16 protein-coding genes are annotated in these 15,848 nt (G+C 46.8%); 10 read left to right on the forward strand and 6 right to left on the reverse strand.

Features of this window, described 5'->3' with window-relative positions; translation table 11 throughout:
• Positions 1-9 precede the first annotated feature (9 nt).
• On the forward strand, positions 10-918 hold the full coding sequence (locus tag Q9R23_RS04495) for a LysR family transcriptional regulator (RefSeq protein ID WP_311246479.1): 909 nt from the start codon (positions 10-12) through the stop codon (positions 916-918).
• Between the two features lie 60 nt (positions 919-978).
• Here the strand turns inward: Q9R23_RS04495 and Q9R23_RS04500 are convergent, their stop codons facing one another.
• Together Q9R23_RS04500 and Q9R23_RS04505 are read right to left on the reverse strand one after the other, a co-directional pair.
• Positions 979-4,566 (reverse strand): dynamin family protein, encoded by a 3,588-nt coding sequence (locus Q9R23_RS04500; RefSeq protein WP_311246480.1) that lies wholly within the window; start codon positions 4,564-4,566, stop codon positions 979-981.
• 121 nt (positions 4,567-4,687) lie between these two features.
• On the reverse strand, positions 4,688-6,112 hold the full coding sequence (locus Q9R23_RS04505; protein ID WP_311246481.1) for an NAD(P)H-binding protein: 1,425 nt from the start codon (positions 6,110-6,112) through the stop codon (positions 4,688-4,690).
• A gap of 160 nt (positions 6,113-6,272) precedes the next feature.
• Between Q9R23_RS04505 and Q9R23_RS04510 the strand changes: the two genes are divergently transcribed.
• Positions 6,273-6,662, forward strand: coding sequence for a hypothetical protein (locus Q9R23_RS04510; protein WP_311246482.1), 390 nt, complete (start codon positions 6,273-6,275; stop codon positions 6,660-6,662).
• 245 nt (positions 6,663-6,907) lie between these two features.
• Positions 6,908-8,257, forward strand: coding sequence for a phenylacetate--CoA ligase family protein (locus Q9R23_RS04515; protein ID WP_311246483.1), 1,350 nt, complete (start codon positions 6,908-6,910; stop codon positions 8,255-8,257).
• Positions 8,258-8,312: 55 nt separating this feature from the next.
• On the opposite strand, the gene Q9R23_RS04520 is transcribed toward Q9R23_RS04515, so the two are convergent.
• Positions 8,313-9,167 (reverse strand): effector binding domain-containing protein, encoded by an 855-nt coding sequence (locus Q9R23_RS04520; protein WP_311246484.1) that lies wholly within the window; start codon positions 9,165-9,167, stop codon positions 8,313-8,315.
• Positions 9,168-9,339: 172 nt separating this feature from the next.
• Here Q9R23_RS04520 and Q9R23_RS04525 point away from each other — a divergent pair, with 172 nt between their 5' ends.
• Positions 9,340-10,221, forward strand: a complete 882-nt coding sequence (locus Q9R23_RS04525) for a phenylacetate--CoA ligase family protein (RefSeq protein WP_311246485.1) — start codon at positions 9,340-9,342, stop codon at positions 10,219-10,221.
• 43 nt (positions 10,222-10,264) lie between these two features.
• On the opposite strand, the gene Q9R23_RS04530 is transcribed toward Q9R23_RS04525, so the two are convergent.
• Positions 10,265-10,627, reverse strand: a complete 363-nt coding sequence (locus tag Q9R23_RS04530) for a hypothetical protein (RefSeq protein ID WP_311246486.1) — start codon at positions 10,625-10,627, stop codon at positions 10,265-10,267.
• A 186-nt stretch (positions 10,628-10,813) separates the two neighbouring features.
• Between Q9R23_RS04530 and Q9R23_RS04535 the strand changes: the two genes are divergently transcribed.
• Complete coding sequence (locus Q9R23_RS04535; protein ID WP_311246487.1) at positions 10,814-11,545, forward strand: DUF5694 domain-containing protein; 732 nt, start codon at positions 10,814-10,816, stop codon at positions 11,543-11,545.
• Positions 11,546-12,142 carry a hypothetical protein gene (locus Q9R23_RS04540; protein WP_311246488.1) on the forward strand — a complete coding sequence of 199 codons (597 nt, stop codon included), beginning with the start codon at positions 11,546-11,548 and terminating at the stop codon, positions 12,140-12,142.
• Here Q9R23_RS04540 and Q9R23_RS04545 read toward each other — a convergent pair.
• Entirely contained in the window at positions 12,124-13,050 is a 927-nt protein-coding gene (locus Q9R23_RS04545; RefSeq protein ID WP_311246489.1) for a zinc-dependent alcohol dehydrogenase, read from the reverse strand. The genes Q9R23_RS04540 and Q9R23_RS04545 overlap by 19 nt on opposite strands.
• A gap of 122 nt (positions 13,051-13,172) precedes the next feature.
• On the opposite strand from Q9R23_RS04545, the gene Q9R23_RS04550 reads away from it, so the two are divergent.
• The 4 genes from Q9R23_RS04550 to Q9R23_RS04565 are packed head-to-tail and all read left to right on the forward strand — an operon-like array spanning position 13,173 to position 14,911.
• Entirely contained in the window at positions 13,173-13,340 is a 168-nt protein-coding gene (locus tag Q9R23_RS04550; RefSeq protein ID WP_156358986.1) for a hypothetical protein, read from the forward strand.
• A gap of 12 nt (positions 13,341-13,352) precedes the next feature.
• Positions 13,353-13,766, forward strand: coding sequence for an RDD family protein (locus tag Q9R23_RS04555; RefSeq protein WP_214854197.1), 414 nt, complete (start codon positions 13,353-13,355; stop codon positions 13,764-13,766).
• The gene (locus Q9R23_RS04560) at positions 13,756-14,481 is read left to right on the forward strand and encodes an alpha/beta fold hydrolase (RefSeq protein ID WP_214854195.1); all 726 of its coding nucleotides are present in this window, start codon (positions 13,756-13,758) and stop codon (positions 14,479-14,481) included. Before Q9R23_RS04555 ends, Q9R23_RS04560 begins: the two co-directional genes overlap by 11 nt.
• Positions 14,453-14,911 carry an NUDIX hydrolase gene (locus Q9R23_RS04565; protein ID WP_056061840.1) on the forward strand — a complete coding sequence of 153 codons (459 nt, stop codon included), beginning with the start codon at positions 14,453-14,455 and terminating at the stop codon, positions 14,909-14,911. Before Q9R23_RS04560 ends, Q9R23_RS04565 begins: the two co-directional genes overlap by 29 nt.
• A 55-nt stretch (positions 14,912-14,966) precedes the next feature.
• Here Q9R23_RS04565 and Q9R23_RS04570 read toward each other — a convergent pair whose 3' ends face one another.
• Positions 14,967-15,716 carry an SDR family oxidoreductase gene (locus Q9R23_RS04570; protein WP_311246555.1) on the reverse strand — a complete coding sequence of 250 codons (750 nt, stop codon included), beginning with the start codon at positions 15,714-15,716 and terminating at the stop codon, positions 14,967-14,969.
• Between the last annotated feature and the right edge of the window lie 132 nt (positions 15,717-15,848).

A 15,848-nucleotide genomic window follows, 5' to 3' on the forward strand; every position in this document is an offset into this window, starting at 1 on the left:
GAGATGTAAGTGGATATTCGACAGTTACTTTTTTTTACGACAATTGTCGAGCAAGGCTATAACTTAACGCGTGCTTCGAAACACTTGTCGATTTCGCAACCGGCGCTTAGTCAGATGATTCGCGACTTCGAACAGCTGGAGCAAGTGGAATTATTCATTCGAAAGCACGGACGGTTGACAGGGTTATCGGAAATGGGACGCCAATTGTATGAAGATGCGAAGATCGTTCTGACACGTCATCAAGCATTGATGGGGCATCTGCGCGAACGCTCAAACGTCGTCCGAGGGAAAGTCCGTCTCGGAATCCCGCCTGTCATTCTCCCTGTTTTATTTTCACAGTTAATCCCGAAGTTTATGGCGGAACATCCTGGGATTGAACTCGAAATCATCGAAGAAGGGGCGTTTGAACTCAAACGTCGACTGTTACTTGAAGAACTCGATTTGGCCATTTTGATCGAACCAGGTGAATCCTATGGCATTGAACGTTTTCGATTGATTGAAGATGAAGTCGTCGTTGCCGTTCGCCCAAATCATCCGTTTCAAGCAAAAGAAGCTCTATCTTATAGTGATATCGGAAATGAACCACTCGTCATCTTAAATGATCGATTCATGTTACATCATCAAATACTATCGGAGTTTCGCAAAGTGCAGCAAGAACCGAATATCTTCTTCATGTCTGGTGCATGGGACTTGTTGATCGGGATGGTTCAAGAACTCGACGTCATCTCGATCCTACCGGAACCGATTCTGCGGTTTCATCATGCGGATGACATTAAGATCATCCCGTTCGAGCCGCCGATGTTATGGGATGTCTCGTTGAACCGACTTGTCGGGACAGAATTACGCCCAGTCGTCCGGCACGTCCATCAATACATCGTCCACTATTTTCAATCGTTCTGGCCAACGCCTGTGCGGTGAAGAAAATACAAAAGACCGGAACGCGTCGCGCTCCGGTCTTTTGTATGGATTGATCATGTTTCATGACGTGACGTGCTGCGTCAGATTGCGAATTTTTGCGGCAGCTTGTTTATAAGGTGTCAGTGTCTCTTGTGCCTGTAACGTCGCACGTTCACTCTCGAGTTGTTCGAGTGCTTGGCGTAACAGGTACTCTGAAAGGGATGTTAAAGAGACATCTAGATGTGCCGTCGCGACTGTCAGCAAACGCTCTTCTTGAGCAGTAGTGTATGCGAGTGCTTCTTGTTTAGTTAACGTCGCCAGTTCTTCCTTCAGTTGTTCTTTCTCATTCTTCTCAAAGAAGGCTTTCGCATTCCGGAAGTGGCGTTTGACACCAATATAAGGGGTTGCATCCTCGAAGGGTCCGTCGAACGTCATTTCGTTCAACCGAGAGACCGTGACAGGCGCCAGCTGGAAGGATTCGTTCCATTGCTCAAGCAACTGTTGCTCCTCTTGCTGACGACGGACTAAGGCCGCTTCAAGCCATTGGTCGATGCGGAAATGCGTGACCCGGAGCTCCTGCTCAAAGTCGAACCGGAGGAATGTCAACAGTTCCGTCAAGGCCTCCTGTAGTGCTACTCCTTTACTCGTCTGAGCAAAACGAACGGGATTATAGGCTTCTTTGAAGAAGTCAGGGAAACGGTAATAAATGCGTTGTACGACATGGTGCAACAGCTCATGGATCTCTGCTTTGAGTGCAGGTTCGATCAAAGCGGCGCGATTGTCTTCGAAACGATCCGTGACCTGCTGTTCTAAAGCAGACAGCTCAGCCAACCGTTCTTCTTTTCGCAACAGATTCGCTTCAGTCGCAGCGATAAATCGTTCGAGTCGCTGGACGGTCTTTTCCGTCTGCTCAGACAACGATACTTTGGCGAGACCGGTCAGATCCTCCGCTAGGAAGTGATGGAATGCCTCCTCGAATTCAGGTAAACCGGAAGTTGAATCCGATCGCTCTTGTTGCTTTTCCGTGAGACCTTGTAAGCTCGAGACTCCATACAGTCGGGGCGACCGAATCCCGAAGCGTTGCAGTTCCGTAGCGACATAGTTCAAGACATCTTGACGTTCGCTTTCTGACGCAGCGAGATCAATCGCATTGACGAGGAAGAACATCTTATCGAGTTCGAATGCATCTTTGACACGACCAAGTTGAATCAAGAATTCACGGTCAGCGCGAGCAAAGGCATGATTGAAGTACGTGACGAACAAGATTGCATCCGCATTTTTGATGTAATCGAAGGCGACATCGGTATGACGGGCATTGATTGAATCCGCTCCTGGTGTATCAACGAGTGTCACGCCGAGACGAGTTAAGGGACTATCATAATAGAAGTCGATGACATCGACGAAACAGCTTCGCTCTTCCTGTGCGACATATTGTTTAAAAGCTTCTTGATCGACCGTCTGGACGGTACCGATGAATGATTGAACGGTTGGGAATCCTGTCAAGAAGGCATGCAAGAACGGATCCGTCAGCGATGCGGCACGTGGTAAGAGCGTATCGTATGCCTGTTTCGTTGACTCGAACGTCATCGTTGCGACCATCGCTTCATTTAAGTCTTCAAGCATCGCTGCTTCCGACTTGAATGTGACTTCTGCCACGCCGTGCGGGTGTGCAGTGTCAACGGGATGAATCCGGTTGATGGACGCGGTCGTTGGGTTCGGAGAGACGGGGAGGACCTTCTCTCCGAGCAAAGCATTGCAAAACGATGATTTTCCGGCACTGAAGGCACCGAATAAGGCAATCGTGAACGATTGGTGTGTCAGTCGATCCAATTTGTCATTCAAATAAGCGACGGCATCTTCAAAACCTTGAAGACCATTCAGATGATGACGGATTCGAGCGACGTCTTCCGGTGCATAACGGACGGCTTGTTGCTCACTGATCGTCGTCGCAATTTCAAACGCAGTAGTTTCTGTCACCGATTCATACCCGGTAAAGGAGACGATTGCCGCTTCTTGCTGAATCAATTGCTCCTCCCAGATTGAAACTTGCGTCCGAGCCTGTTCGAGTTGTTGGTCGGATGGACTAGCAACGCCATGCTCATATCGTTCGAGTGCTACGGTAGCTTGTTGCCATGCTTGAACGCTATTCCATTTATGCTGTAGTGACGTCTGTTGCTGCAATAGCTCAGCTTGTTCTTTCGGGAAAGTTGTCGTCAATTCTTGACGAATAAGCTCACGCCATGCATTCGTTTGCTTGACGAACCAAGCTTGTGTCTGTTCGGCGACACGATTCGTGAACTGGAGCACCGATTCACCCGTAATCGTAATGCCAGTCGGCAGGGCACTCTCGAGTACGGAAAGCGGCGGGGCGAGTGAAAGCTGATCGATCGCGACGATATGCATATCCTGCAGGAGACCAAGGTCGCGTAACGATTGTTTCATCAAGTTACGTAAATGAAGCGAAATCTCGGAAGCGGTCACCGTCTGATAGGCACGCAACACATCTTGTGCAATCTCTGCTTGAGCCGCTTCCGTTTTTTTTGTACTTCGGAACAATCCGACCTTGAAGTCGCGTTGGCGTGACTCGAGGAAACGGCGCATCTTCTCGCGTAATTCGAACGGCATCAATGTCGCATTTTTCAAGAGTTGATCTCGATGCAACGAAAACGTCTGTACCCAGCGGTCCGGCTGACGTGCTTCTAATTGTTGCGAAACGTGGGCTAATTCGGTTTCGATCGTCTCTGGATCACGTCGTTCAGCGTCATTCAATTGTTCAGCCATCGTCTCGTGGGCTTCTGAAACGAGACGTGTGAGATAACGTGTGTGCTCTTGATGAAGACTTTCAAGCGTTAAAGCGGCAGAAGTCAACAACTTCGGTTGAGCATCACGAATGCTTTGTTTGACGAGCTGTTCGACTTCCATGAAATCGTTATACGGATGATCGGGTTTCCGCAGGCTTGTAAAGAAGATCCCTTTCGGCGCGACACCATGTTCAGCGAAAGATGCATGGACCGAGCGGCGGAAGGCGTCGAATGATAGTTCATCTTCACGATGTTTATCGATTTGATTGACGATTAAATATAGTTCCGGTACGGCAGCTTGTAATTCATTCGTCACCATGAAGTTCAATTCAGATTGAACATGATTGTAGTCCATGACGTAAAACAAGATGTCAGCCAAGTGAAGGGCGGATTCCGTTGATACACGGTGGGCATCATCGACCGAGTCGACGCCTGGTGTATCCATCAAGACGAGACCAGGAGGCAGATCGGACGCAGCATGCGTCAAATCGATTTGACGGACATCACCACTCTTCCCAAGTGTTTTAAGATGCTCCTCTTGCTCTGTTGCTGTCAGACGAACAGACGGCTGTTCATGAAAGTGAACGATCGCTGAATCAGTGTCCCCTTGTTGAAGTGTCACGATGTTCGCACTCGTCGGAATCGGACTTGTCGGTAAGACCGATTCACCCGTCAAGGCGTTGATCATGCTTGACTTTCCAGCCGAGAAATGACCAGCGAAAGCAATCGTGAACTCTCGTTTCAATAGTTTCATAGCGAATTTATCTAGTTTATCTAAACGGAGTTGATCCGTTGAAGGTTGAATCAACGTGGCGAGTGAAGCTGTCGCTTCGAGTTGGTTCGATAATCGTTCCTCAAATGAGCGCATGCAATGAAACCCCTTTCTTTCAGTCATCGTTCAGTGTATCACGATTTTTTTAGTTTCGTCATCCTTCTGCAAGCGACAAAAAACGATCCGCCAAGGAAGAGGCGGATCGTTTTAATCGGGATCAAGATGACGGAACGATTTCGTCTGCGTGTGTTGATTCTTGTTCCGTCGAATGAATTCGACGCAATAAGTGTAATTTAAAGAGATACATGACGAGCAAGTGAACGTTCGCCTGCGTCACCTTATAGAGTATCCACGGTAAAGCAGGGACGAATTCGTGAATGGCAATGATACATTCCTGTGTACCGGGAATTTGCCGAAATTCAATCCGACCCCGGCTATCTTCCTCGACTTTTGCGAACAGTCCGCCGGTAATCCGGTATGTCGCCATTTGTCGATCACGAACCGGTTCCTTCGTCAATTCAAGTAGGGGTTGTTCGTAAAATGGAATGTTTATTCCAACGACTTGATCTTTCATAGTTGATGATAGGAAAGGACGCGCAAACGAAGATAACCAATCCATGTAATCGTCAGCTGCCCAGTCGGCATCGCGATCCTTCGGCAAAAGAACACGTTGAACTGAACGAACGTCAAGGGCGTCTGGTGTTGAAGACGACGAGGAAGAAGAACCTTCTTTTTCTTCCTCCTCTTTTAGCGCATCACGGACCGATTGTTCGAATGTAATTTTTCCGTCACTGATCCCTGGAACCATTTTTTCTGGATCTGCAACCATCTCATGAACCATGCTTTCAACGAGTGGATAGACGGTTTCTTTTGGTTCTCCAGACACGAGCGTCACCCAAAGTCGAGATAATTTAACTGTCAATAAAGGAATATCGATGGTCGGTTGTCGTTTTCCCATGATGTCAGCAGTTCGAAGGATCATCTCTTTATAGGTCATCGCTTCCGGTCCACCGATATCGATTGCCCGGTCTTTAACATCATCGCGATCGACACTTTCACCAAGTGCATGAATGACATCCGGTAAAGCGACGGGGTGTGTCTTGTTACGTGTCCATCGTGGGAGTGCCATGACGGGGAGGCGTTTGACGAGCTTCGATAAGATTGGGAAAGATGAGCCTTTTGGACCGACAATCAATGCGGCACGGATCGTCGTCACCGGTGTGCCATAAGCACCAAGAACGCGTTCGACCTCGAGTCGGCTCTTTAAGTGACGCGATAGATTTTCTGTTTCCTCAGGAATGATACCACTTAAGTAAATGATTTGTCGGATACCATTTTCTTTTGCTGCACGGGCAAAGTTATCGGCTAACAATAAGTCCATGTTTTCAAACGATCCTTGTGTCAATTTAGCAGAAGGCATCATCGAATGAACGAGGTAGACAGCGATGTCCGCTCCTTTCATACCAGCAATCGTATCGTCTAGAGAAAAGAGATCGCACGATCGCCATTCGACACGTTCCTCATTGTCCTTATCATCGCCGTTTCGAGAAAGGGCAATGACGTCATATTTTTTCTTCAGTTCGTTCAGTAGATTGTGACCGATGTAACCGGTAGCTCCGGCTAAAGCTAGGCGCGTTGGCATGGATGTAAACTCCTCTCTTATATCTGTTGTAATGTACCCCCAATCGTGTCAGTTCAATCGCAAAAGGATACGCTGAGATGATTCAGTTGGATGGAATAGGGAATAAAAATATAAGGAAAAGAATCAACAGGAAGAATGAAAAACAAAGGAGGCTTCAACCATGCAGACGATACAATTCATGCAAGCGGAACATGAACGACGATTCGATCTGTTGTGGAGACGCTTAAAGCCGAAACAACGAAAAGATGCAGCGATGGTCTCGATGCTGTATCTCGCAACAGGACAGCCACAAGTGCTCGAACGATTCTCGGATTATTTCTTTCCGGATAGTGGTGAGTTTTTTGATCGTGAATTTCTGGCAGAACCCTATCCAAGTCCAGCGTTAGAAGCAATCATCCACTTGATCGTCCAATTATATAATGGGCGAACGACGATAACGATCATCGAGTTGATTGAACGATTGGATGAACAACAGATGTCGCTTGTACTCGAATCGATTAAATTACGGGCTTACGGGTGTCAGATGCTACAAAAAGTCGCGAAATCGTAATGACCCTAGTATGAATCCGATTGATGAAGAACTTCTCTTCGTCGATCGGATTTTTTTGTGAGGGAAGAAAAGTTGTAAGTTCAAGAATCGATAAGAAGATGTTCGTGAATCAGAGTTCATTAAAATAAATCGTCCTGAAAATAAAAGCTAAGTTTATTCACGAAGAACTAATTGAGGTGGGCGACGACTGGAAATAAGATGAAAGTATCAGTAAAAGGTGGTTTATCTATGGAAGGAGTGACATCATGCAGCTCAAAGAATCGATCTACTTTCACTCACCGATCTTCATCCAAAACTTGTTGACGACTTTACAAGGACGTCGCCTGTTCCACGAACGATATGGTCCAGCCTATCAACAACGCCTACAAGAACTGAAGCAGAAGTTAGGACGACCGAATGACGTACGGGCGGAACAGTTGCATCGATTAAACGACTTCCTTTCTTTTTGCCAAACGCATAGTCCGTATTATCAGGAATTGTTTTCCTCTCTTGCGTTAGAGCTCCCTCTACGATCGATTGACGAACTAATACAAATTCCTCCTTTGACGAAAGAAATCTTACGACAACAAAATGAGGATGTCCATGCGCGCGTCCATGCTCCGATTCTCGGGAAAACGGGCGGTACGACCGGCAAATCGATTCAAGTCCATTACACGAAAGAAGACATGCAAATCCGCATGGCGCATCTCGACTTTTTCAAATGGACACATGGCGTCGATCAAGGGATGCGCCGTGCGAGTTTTACCGGTCAAATGCTTGCCTCGCCTCAACAAAAGGCACCGGTTTATTGGCGGACAAATAAAGTCATCAATCAAATGTTGTTCTCGATCAAAAACATCAATCCGAAAACCGCAGCTGCATATATTGAACAACTCAATCGGTTTCAGCCGGAATCAATTGATGGTTTGCCTTCAGGAATGATCGAAGTTGCACGATACGCTAAAAAATATGGTTTGACTTGCACATTTCGTCCAAAAGCGATTTTTCCGACGGCTGAGATGATGACGGCAGAAGAGCGAGCACTTGTCGAGGATGTTTTCCATGCGCCAATCTATGATCAGTATGCGTCTTCAGAAGGGGCTCCGATCGTCGCGGAATGTCCGTATGGCAAAAAACATTTACATTATGAGATGGGAATCATTGAACGCGATGAGGATGGCGAAATTCTCGTGACGAGCTTCGATACGCACGGCACACCACTTGTTCGCTATCGAGTTGGAGATCGCATGACGCTGAGCCAGGAAACGTGTCCTTGTGGTCATCAAGGTCCGATCATCGCTTCGATTGACGGACGAGGACGAAGTTTCATCCAGTTACGAAATGGACACCGTGTCTTTGAAGGGGAGCTCTCAGGAATCGTTCGAGCGTTCCCAAACTGTATCGAACGTGTGCAATATATTCAAGAGACGCGGGATGAGATTGTGTTATTGTATGTACCAGATGAACGGTGCTTCGAAAAAGAACACGAGAAGAAACTCTTTTTCGTTCTGGATCGATTGTTTGAAGGACAACTGAATGTCGTCATGCGCGCTGTACCAGAAATTCCGAAAGAAATCAGTGGAAAGACGCTACTGATTAAGCAACAGTATGTATGACATACGAAAAGGTGAGATCACCGATGATCTCGCCTTTTCTTATGTCCTGAAACCATCAGTCGCGCGGACGCACCGGAATCCAGATGGCAGATTGATAATCGGCGGCAGACGGGTCGCCTGCCGAATAGACTTCGAGTTCTGCATGAGGTAACGGCTCATAACCATGTGACGGAAGCCATTCTTGGTAGATGCGGTGCCACATCTCTTGAATGGCGTGCGGCATCGGACCGACAACTGGGAACGTCGCCCAAAGACTCGCCGGAATCGTCATCGTTTCCTGACCAGGCAGGACTTCCGTTGTCGTCGTCGCGATCCAATAATCCATCGATGCTTCGGTGAAATTGGAGCAGACGCCAATCACACCATCAATCTGACCGTCATTTTGTTTGAACAAGGTAGCATCTTGACCGGAATGATTCACATCATTCCAAAACAATGGAATCAGTTGCTGTTGGGCACCATCTTGCGTAGGAAAATGTTTTCGCCATCCTGAAATCTGTAAAGCCGGTCGTTCAATGAGTTGATAATCCATTTGCTCCAGTCCCTTCAAGGTCACCTGAATGCTCAGGCGGTTATAGGCGTGAATCGGACGTCGCTCGCTTCGCATCAACGTCGGGGAACAACCATGCTGACGTTTGAAAGCTTTTGTGAAAGCTTCCGGTGTCTCATAACCAAAACGTAAGGCGAGATCGATGATTTTTTCGTCCGTCTGTGTCAATTGTTGCGCAGCAAACGTCAGACGTCGCCCTCTGATGTATTCCGGTAAGGTCATCATCGCAAGTAAGGAAAACGTTCGTTGTAAAGGATATGCCTGCATCTGAGCCACGCTTGTCAAAACGTTGAGATCAAGCGAGTCTTCTAAATGATCTTCGATATAGTCAATGACGCGTTGAATCGATTCGAGCCACATCTTGTCACCTCCTTGTTTTCAGTATAGTAGAGCGAAGATCGTCGGACCTGTCCAAGGTGATATCAATTTGTCAGGATGCATGTTCCCTTGTATTTGTCATATTCTTGTCAGGTACATAGGCTATCGTAGAGACATCGAAACCGTTACTTCCCTTGCGAAAGGACGTGATGACATGGGTATCAAAGAGCAAATCTACAATCGCTCTCCTCTATTTCTCCAGCACCTCTTCACAACCCTCTATGGCTATCAATTGCATCGCGAACGTTATGGACCGGTCTATCAAGAACGGTTTCGGATGCTCCTCGAACGAGAACAATCGACGATCGACGTCAAAGCGGAACAACTTGACCGTTTAAATGACTTCCTTCGCTTTTGCATTGAACACAGTTCCTATTATCGTCAGCTCTTCATTTTGCATGGTATTATCCTACCGTTAAAGGACCTATCCGAACTAAAACATATTCTTGTACTGTCAAAAGAAATATTACGAACGCATATGGAGGACATTCAAACAGATATTGTTGCGCCAATTATAGGTAAAACGGGCGGAACAACAGGCGCATCACTGCAAGTACGATATACGATACCGGATATGCAAATTCGAATGGCCCATCTGGATTATTTTAAGGCGACCCACGACGTCTACCGTGGCATGCGACGGATCAGCTTTACGGCACAGGATTTCGTACCCGAGCGTCAACAGACGGACGTCTACTGGCAGATGAATCGAGCGGCGAATCAACTCTTATTCACGGTAAAACGATTATCCCCACGGACGATGGCAGCGTATCTTGAAGCCATCGAACGTTTTCAACCAGAAACAATCGATGGTCTTCCGTCAGCGATGATTGAGCTCGCCCGGTTTGCGAAGCGAGAAGGGATCCGCTTGACGTGTCAACCGGTTGCGATTTTCCCGACGGCTGAACGAATCGACGCGGAAGAGCGCCAGGTCATCGAAGAAGTGTTTCATGGGCAAGTTTTTGATCAATATGCATCGTCTGAAGGGGGACCAATCGTCTCAGAATGTCGACTCGGTCAAAAACATCTCCACTGATAGTATTTCTAAAGATGTACCACGTTAAAAGTGTTAAAGTGCTTCATTGATTTAGATTTTTTTCGATATCCCTTACCTTTTGTAAAAGCCATTTTTTATTTTCTTTGTCTTTTACGATGATGAAATCTTCTGTTCCATTAACAGCATAGATGGTGGAGCCGACTGAAAAGAGATTCGATTGACTGTTCGCTTGGGGCATTTCGTATGCTTTTGTTTTCTTTAGTATCGTACTAATTTTTTCTCCTTGTTGTTTAGATGCGTCCAATTCAGCTTCTGTTCCGTTATATTCTTTATTGTTCACAATGACGATCATTGCATAGCTTCCTTTTTCTTCTGTACCAGCCTGACTGCATCCCATCAAAACAAACAGAAATCCGATTGAGAAAATGACGAATCTTCTTTTCATGAGAACCTCCTGCACGCTTTTTTTGTTTAATTTTAACATATATTAAATTATTCACCTTTTAATTCATGATAATACAATAAATCAAATAGTCATTGTAAATTGAGATCATTCGTCTAAATTGATCATAGATAAATGTCGCATCTTTTGTTAAAAAATAAGGTAAAATCAGGAAAAGGAGGAATGTAGATGAAGCCCCAGATTTTACTGTTAGGCATGTTCCATCTTGATCGACCGGCAAATGGTGATCTGATTCGTCCAGTAATTTTTGATGTCGCATCAGAGAGACGGCAACAGGAAATCAAGGAAGTCGTCGTTCGATTAAACAGATTTCAACCGACATGCGTTGCTCTTGAAACGTCACCTGAACGCATAAGTGACCTGCAACATACATATGACACCTATCAACACGAGAGTGATTTAACCGCTAATGAACGGCAACAAATCGGCTTTCGCCTAGCCCGGATGGCAGGATTAGCACAGTTGCATGGAATCGATTGGAACGAAATCGTACCAGGCGTACCGGATTTAGGAATAGTCCGTTCACATCATCCGGAAGCTTTCGAGACGATCGTCACTGCTGAGATGAAGCGGACTGAACAGTTAGAGAACGCGATGGAGCAGTTATCCTTTTCCGAATGGCTCGATCGATTGCACGCTGAAGAGACGATTGCAGCGTCCGCTAAGGTCTACGATCAAATCGAACAGCTGGAAAACGGGCGGATTTGGATCGAATGCTACTGGCATGCCCGTAATCAAAAGATTGCCGATCGTCTACTGCAACTTGCCCAGACGACCGAGCGAATCGTCTGTTTGTACGGTGCTGCGCATCTTCCGCTATTAAGACAATACTTAAATGAATCGAACCAAGTTGTAGTGATGACATGGAACGATTGGAACAAGTATAAGGAGTGTATGTAAATGCTATTTCACTACCATATTTGGACACCACATTTGGAGGAAACAGAAGCTTGGTACACAGCACGCGGATTTCACGTTTCCCAGCGCATTGGGAAGAAAAATGGAGAATTTTCTTCGTTTAATCTACCTCTGACATGGAACGATTTTCGAACGGATCAAATTTTATTCCGAATCATTGAAATGAAACGGGGAGGGGTCAATGCGACGATCGGATTCGGAAAAATAGTTCGCTTCGATCACATCGGATTTTTGATACAGCCTGGTGACTTACAAATGATCCTTGACCGTGCAGAAACACTTTCGTTTACAGTCCAACCGAATGAGCGTCGGACGTTCTTGCAGACACCATACGGATTACGGATCGAACTGCAAGTCCATGAAGATGCGATTGCGGATACTGATGGAACGACACTTGAGCGTTTAACTCTAACGACACCGCTCGAAGGATTAGAGGCGGATTTAGCGAAACTGTTCGATCAACCGGTTCCGCAAATCCAAACCGTCCGCGGGGAGAAGACCGTCTTACAAGAAGCAGTCTTTTCCGACGTATCGCTAGCAGGCACGGATCCGAACGGTGTTCAGCTCGTCTGCTCATAATCAACGAAGACTTTGATCGGGAGATCGGTCGATGCCATTAAGGCAGCGAAGCAGTTGGCGAGCTCCGAAAACGAAGTCTCGTGTTCGAACAAAGCAGGTAATGTCGCGTGACGATCGTTGGAAAAAAGCCAGTCTGCGTGCTGCCGGTAGTTCCAACCGTCACTCGATGCAATGATCTGAAGTTCCTTTGCGTGAAACGCGGGCGTCAACGTCAAAGATTCACGGTTGCCGTCCGATAAGACGCAGATTGCACCATGAGGACGGACAGCGGATTGAAGTTCGGCAAAGGCCGCTTGACGCCCGGAACATTCGATGGCGACGTCATACGTGTCTGAATCCGGTGTGACGACACGTGCACCTAATTGACGTGCTAATTCAGCTCGGGAGGCGAGCGGCTCGATGATATCTATCTGGCGAACGTTAACGTAATGCCGTAAGTAATGTACCGTCAACAAACCGATCGTACCCATTCCAGAAACTAAGACACTTGTATCGGGCGTCATTGTCAGTTTTCGGACGCCTTTTGCCGCGTCACAGGACAGAATCAGTAGTAAGGCTTCACGTGGTGAGACATAAGCAGGAACCGGGATGACTTTCGATTCAGGAATGATCGCTTGATCTTGATGACCATAGAAGCTGACGACCCGATCTCCGGGCTTGACGATTTGGACGGCGTCACCAACTGCAAGCACTTCGCCATAACTTTCATATCCTGTCTCGAGCGGATAGTCATAGCTGGTTTCGGTCATGTCTTGTTCCAGCCATTGGGGAAGTTCGGCACCGATACTAATGGCACCGGCTAGAGTGCGGACGTAGACGTCATGGATGCCAAGCGGCGGCAGTTCCCGAACAAGATAACCAGGTGTCTTTGACTCCACAAGACAGCAAATCGTTGTAGTGTTCAACATGTAAACCTCATTTCATTGTTGGATTGATGACATATGGATCAAGCATATACCACTTTACTTGTAAAATATAACAATTCGAAACCAGAAATGAGGTAGAATAAGTAAGGGAAGGGGGAGGTCGAATGGAACCATTATTGATTTTGGCTTTGCTCGTGTTCGCATTCTTGACGTTTCGGTACAGTAAAATCCTTGTCCGAAAGGATATCTCTACCGCAAACAAACGACTCGCGATCGTCTTTTATTTGATTGCTGTCAGTGCACTCGGCGCTGTCGTCTATTTTAACGTATAAGGAGGATCATCCATGCACTCAACAACAAAACGACGAATCGGTGCGTATATCATCAACCAGGCTGTCTATCTCGGACTTTCCGTCGTCATCGAAAAAACGGTATTACGACGTGTGAAGTCAGAAGTCGTTCACGCCGTCGTGACACAACCGACGATCAGTTTTCTAGGAGAAGTCGCGCAATTAAAACTGTTGAATGGAAAAACGGTTGGTGGTCAGATCTGTGGCATACAGGTCGAGAGCGAGAACGGATTGCCGTTGACGACGAAACAAATCGTCCGTCGAACAGTTTATCGCGATACGGTCTCGTTGTTTAAGATTCGACCGTACTGGAAACCGTTTCTCGAGAACGGACAACGATTACCGGAAGATGACTTTGCGAGAACGATCGTCCGCTTGAACCAGGAGAAGCTAAAAAATGAAGCTTGATTTTCATGTCCATAGCGTCCGCTCCTCTCACCCAACAGGAGCCATTTTACTCTACCATGGTTGGGGCGGTACGGCTGTTTCTTATCTAGAGTTTGCACGACAATTATCTGAAGAAGGGTTCGATGTCTTTATCCCGGAACTTATTCGACACGATCAACGTGAACCGTTTGATCATCCGTTTGATCCAGAAGTATCGACGACCTATTTTTGGACGGTCGTTGAACAATCGATCAAGGAAGCGACAGCTATCATCGAACAATCAGGCTGGCATGTTTCAGATGTGATCGCGATCGGCGCCTCGATGGGTGGGTTCATTGCCCACGGAATCATGGCGCGTTTGCCGATTAAAGCTCTCATTGCGATCAATGGGGGCGGTGCCTTTCTTGAAGCGGAGCATCAATTCCGCACGCGCGACGGACGACCTGCTATCAAAGAAACAGATGTACCATGGAAGATCGATCCGATCGATGTGATGGATGAGCGTCCACGTTTGCTCCTGCACGGGGATGCTGATGACATTATTCCACTATCAATCCAGCAGTACTATCACGTAACAGCAGTTCAAGCAGGTATGACGCAAACGACTGAATTATGTGTTTTTCCGGGTGTGAATCATACTGTGACGGAGGCGATGATCGAACAACTGATTGTCTGGGTGAAGCAAGTCAAACTTCAAGGGGCAACAGATGGACTATATACGTTTTCTCCGCAGTAAGGTCGGTCAGGAAAAAGTGATGTTGAACTTTGCAGGTGGCATTGTCTTCGACGAAGAGGGACGCATTCTTCTACAAAAACGGCGGGAGCAACAAGCGTGGGGCTTTCCCGGCGGCGCACTGGAACTCGGAGAGTCGATTGTCGAAGCAGCCAAGCGTGAGATTTTCGAAGAGACCGGAATTCATGTCGCGATTGAACGTTTGAGTGGTGTTTATTCGCAGTACGAAGAGATTTATCCGAATGGGGATGTCGCCCAACCAATCGTTCATTTTTTTGTTTGCCAAGTCAATGGAGGACAGTTAACGATCGACTCCAATGAATCATTGGACATTGCCTTTTTTGAAAGAGACCAGATGCCAGAACTCTATAGCGACTTGCATCAAGTCGCCTGGAACGATTTTTTGACGGAAATGGGTCCGGTCTTTCGATAATGAAAAACATCCTTCTGATTTTGACGTCAGAGGGATGTTTTTGCATGCTACACGTTTAGCGTTCGAATCCGCCTTCGGAATGAATGACTTGTCCGGTCACCCAGCCACCGTCTTGACTAACGAGGAATTGAATCAATCGTGCAACGTCTTCCGGCACACCGATTCGACCGAATGGAAAACTAAGTTTAAGCGCTATCCGTGTTGCTTCATCCATCCAAGTCGAGTCAGTCGGACCCGGATTGATGGCATTGACGGTGATACCAAGCGGTGCTACGGCTGCCGCATACGTCTTCGTAAATGTTGACAATGCACCTTTCGTCGTAGCGTACGCAATCTCGTCAGGCATTGGACCGAGGTCTTGTCCGGACGTCAATTGGATGATACGACCGGAAGTTAGATGTGCTTCAGCAAATCGCTTTGTAAAACGTGTCGCGAGTAATAGCGGTGCCCGGAGATTAACGGCATAGTGTTGGTCGAGGCTTGTTGCATCGAGCGTTTGCCAATCTGTCATTGTCGAATGAGCAGCGTTATTGATCAGGATGCTTGGTGCTCCAACACCTTCTATGCGTGCGAATAACTCGTCAGCAGCATCTGATTGACTTAAATCAAGTTCAATCGCAAGGACTCGGGCACCTTGATTTTCGAGTTCGGTTGTAAAACTAGCCGCCCAATCCGCTGTTGCTTTAAAATAAGTAAAGACCAGGTCATGTCCGGAAGAGACAAGTTGGCGGCAGATTGCAGCTCCGATGTCGCGTGTCTGACTGGCACCGGTCACGATGGCAATCGATCGTTTTGTCATATATATGCTCCTTTTAAGTGGATGGATTTGTAAAAACCAAATGTTTACAGAATCAGTATAACGGAATGAAGAGAAGAAGAGAAAGCGTTATCATGATTTAACATACTAAATAATTGCATGTTTATACCCAAAGTGTGG

The organism is Exiguobacterium sp. BRG2, assembly GCF_031844245.1.
Taxonomy (GTDB): Bacteria; Bacillota; Bacilli; order Exiguobacteriales; family Exiguobacteriaceae; genus Exiguobacterium_A.

What these genes read in the sequence shown, in the direction of transcription:
- Q9R23_RS04500 (WP_311246480.1), bottom strand. Translation starts at nt 4,566, where the DNA reads ATGCGCTCATTTGAGGAACGATTATCGAACCAACTCGAAGCGACAGCT.
- Q9R23_RS04505 (WP_311246481.1), bottom strand. Translation starts at nt 6,112, where the DNA reads ATGCCAACGCGCCTAGCTTTAGCCGGAGCTACCGGTTACATCGGTCAC.
- Q9R23_RS04510 (WP_311246482.1), top strand. Translation starts at nt 6,273, where the DNA reads ATGCAGACGATACAATTCATGCAAGCGGAACATGAACGACGATTCGAT.
- Q9R23_RS04515 (WP_311246483.1), top strand. Translation starts at nt 6,908, where the DNA reads ATGCAGCTCAAAGAATCGATCTACTTTCACTCACCGATCTTCATCCAA.
- Q9R23_RS04520 (WP_311246484.1), bottom strand. Translation starts at nt 9,167, where the DNA reads ATGTGGCTCGAATCGATTCAACGCGTCATTGACTATATCGAAGATCAT.
- Q9R23_RS04525 (WP_311246485.1), top strand. Translation starts at nt 9,340, where the DNA reads ATGGGTATCAAAGAGCAAATCTACAATCGCTCTCCTCTATTTCTCCAG.
- Q9R23_RS04530 (WP_311246486.1), bottom strand. Translation starts at nt 10,627, where the DNA reads ATGAAAAGAAGATTCGTCATTTTCTCAATCGGATTTCTGTTTGTTTTG.
- Q9R23_RS04535 (WP_311246487.1), top strand. Translation starts at nt 10,814, where the DNA reads ATGAAGCCCCAGATTTTACTGTTAGGCATGTTCCATCTTGATCGACCG.
- Q9R23_RS04540 (WP_311246488.1), top strand. Translation starts at nt 11,546, where the DNA reads ATGCTATTTCACTACCATATTTGGACACCACATTTGGAGGAAACAGAA.
- Q9R23_RS04545 (WP_311246489.1), bottom strand. Translation starts at nt 13,050, where the DNA reads ATGTTGAACACTACAACGATTTGCTGTCTTGTGGAGTCAAAGACACCT.
- Q9R23_RS04550 (WP_156358986.1), top strand. Translation starts at nt 13,173, where the DNA reads ATGGAACCATTATTGATTTTGGCTTTGCTCGTGTTCGCATTCTTGACG.
- Q9R23_RS04555 (WP_214854197.1), top strand. Translation starts at nt 13,353, where the DNA reads ATGCACTCAACAACAAAACGACGAATCGGTGCGTATATCATCAACCAG.
- Q9R23_RS04560 (WP_214854195.1), top strand. Translation starts at nt 13,756, where the DNA reads ATGAAGCTTGATTTTCATGTCCATAGCGTCCGCTCCTCTCACCCAACA.
- Q9R23_RS04565 (WP_056061840.1), top strand. Translation starts at nt 14,453, where the DNA reads ATGGACTATATACGTTTTCTCCGCAGTAAGGTCGGTCAGGAAAAAGTG.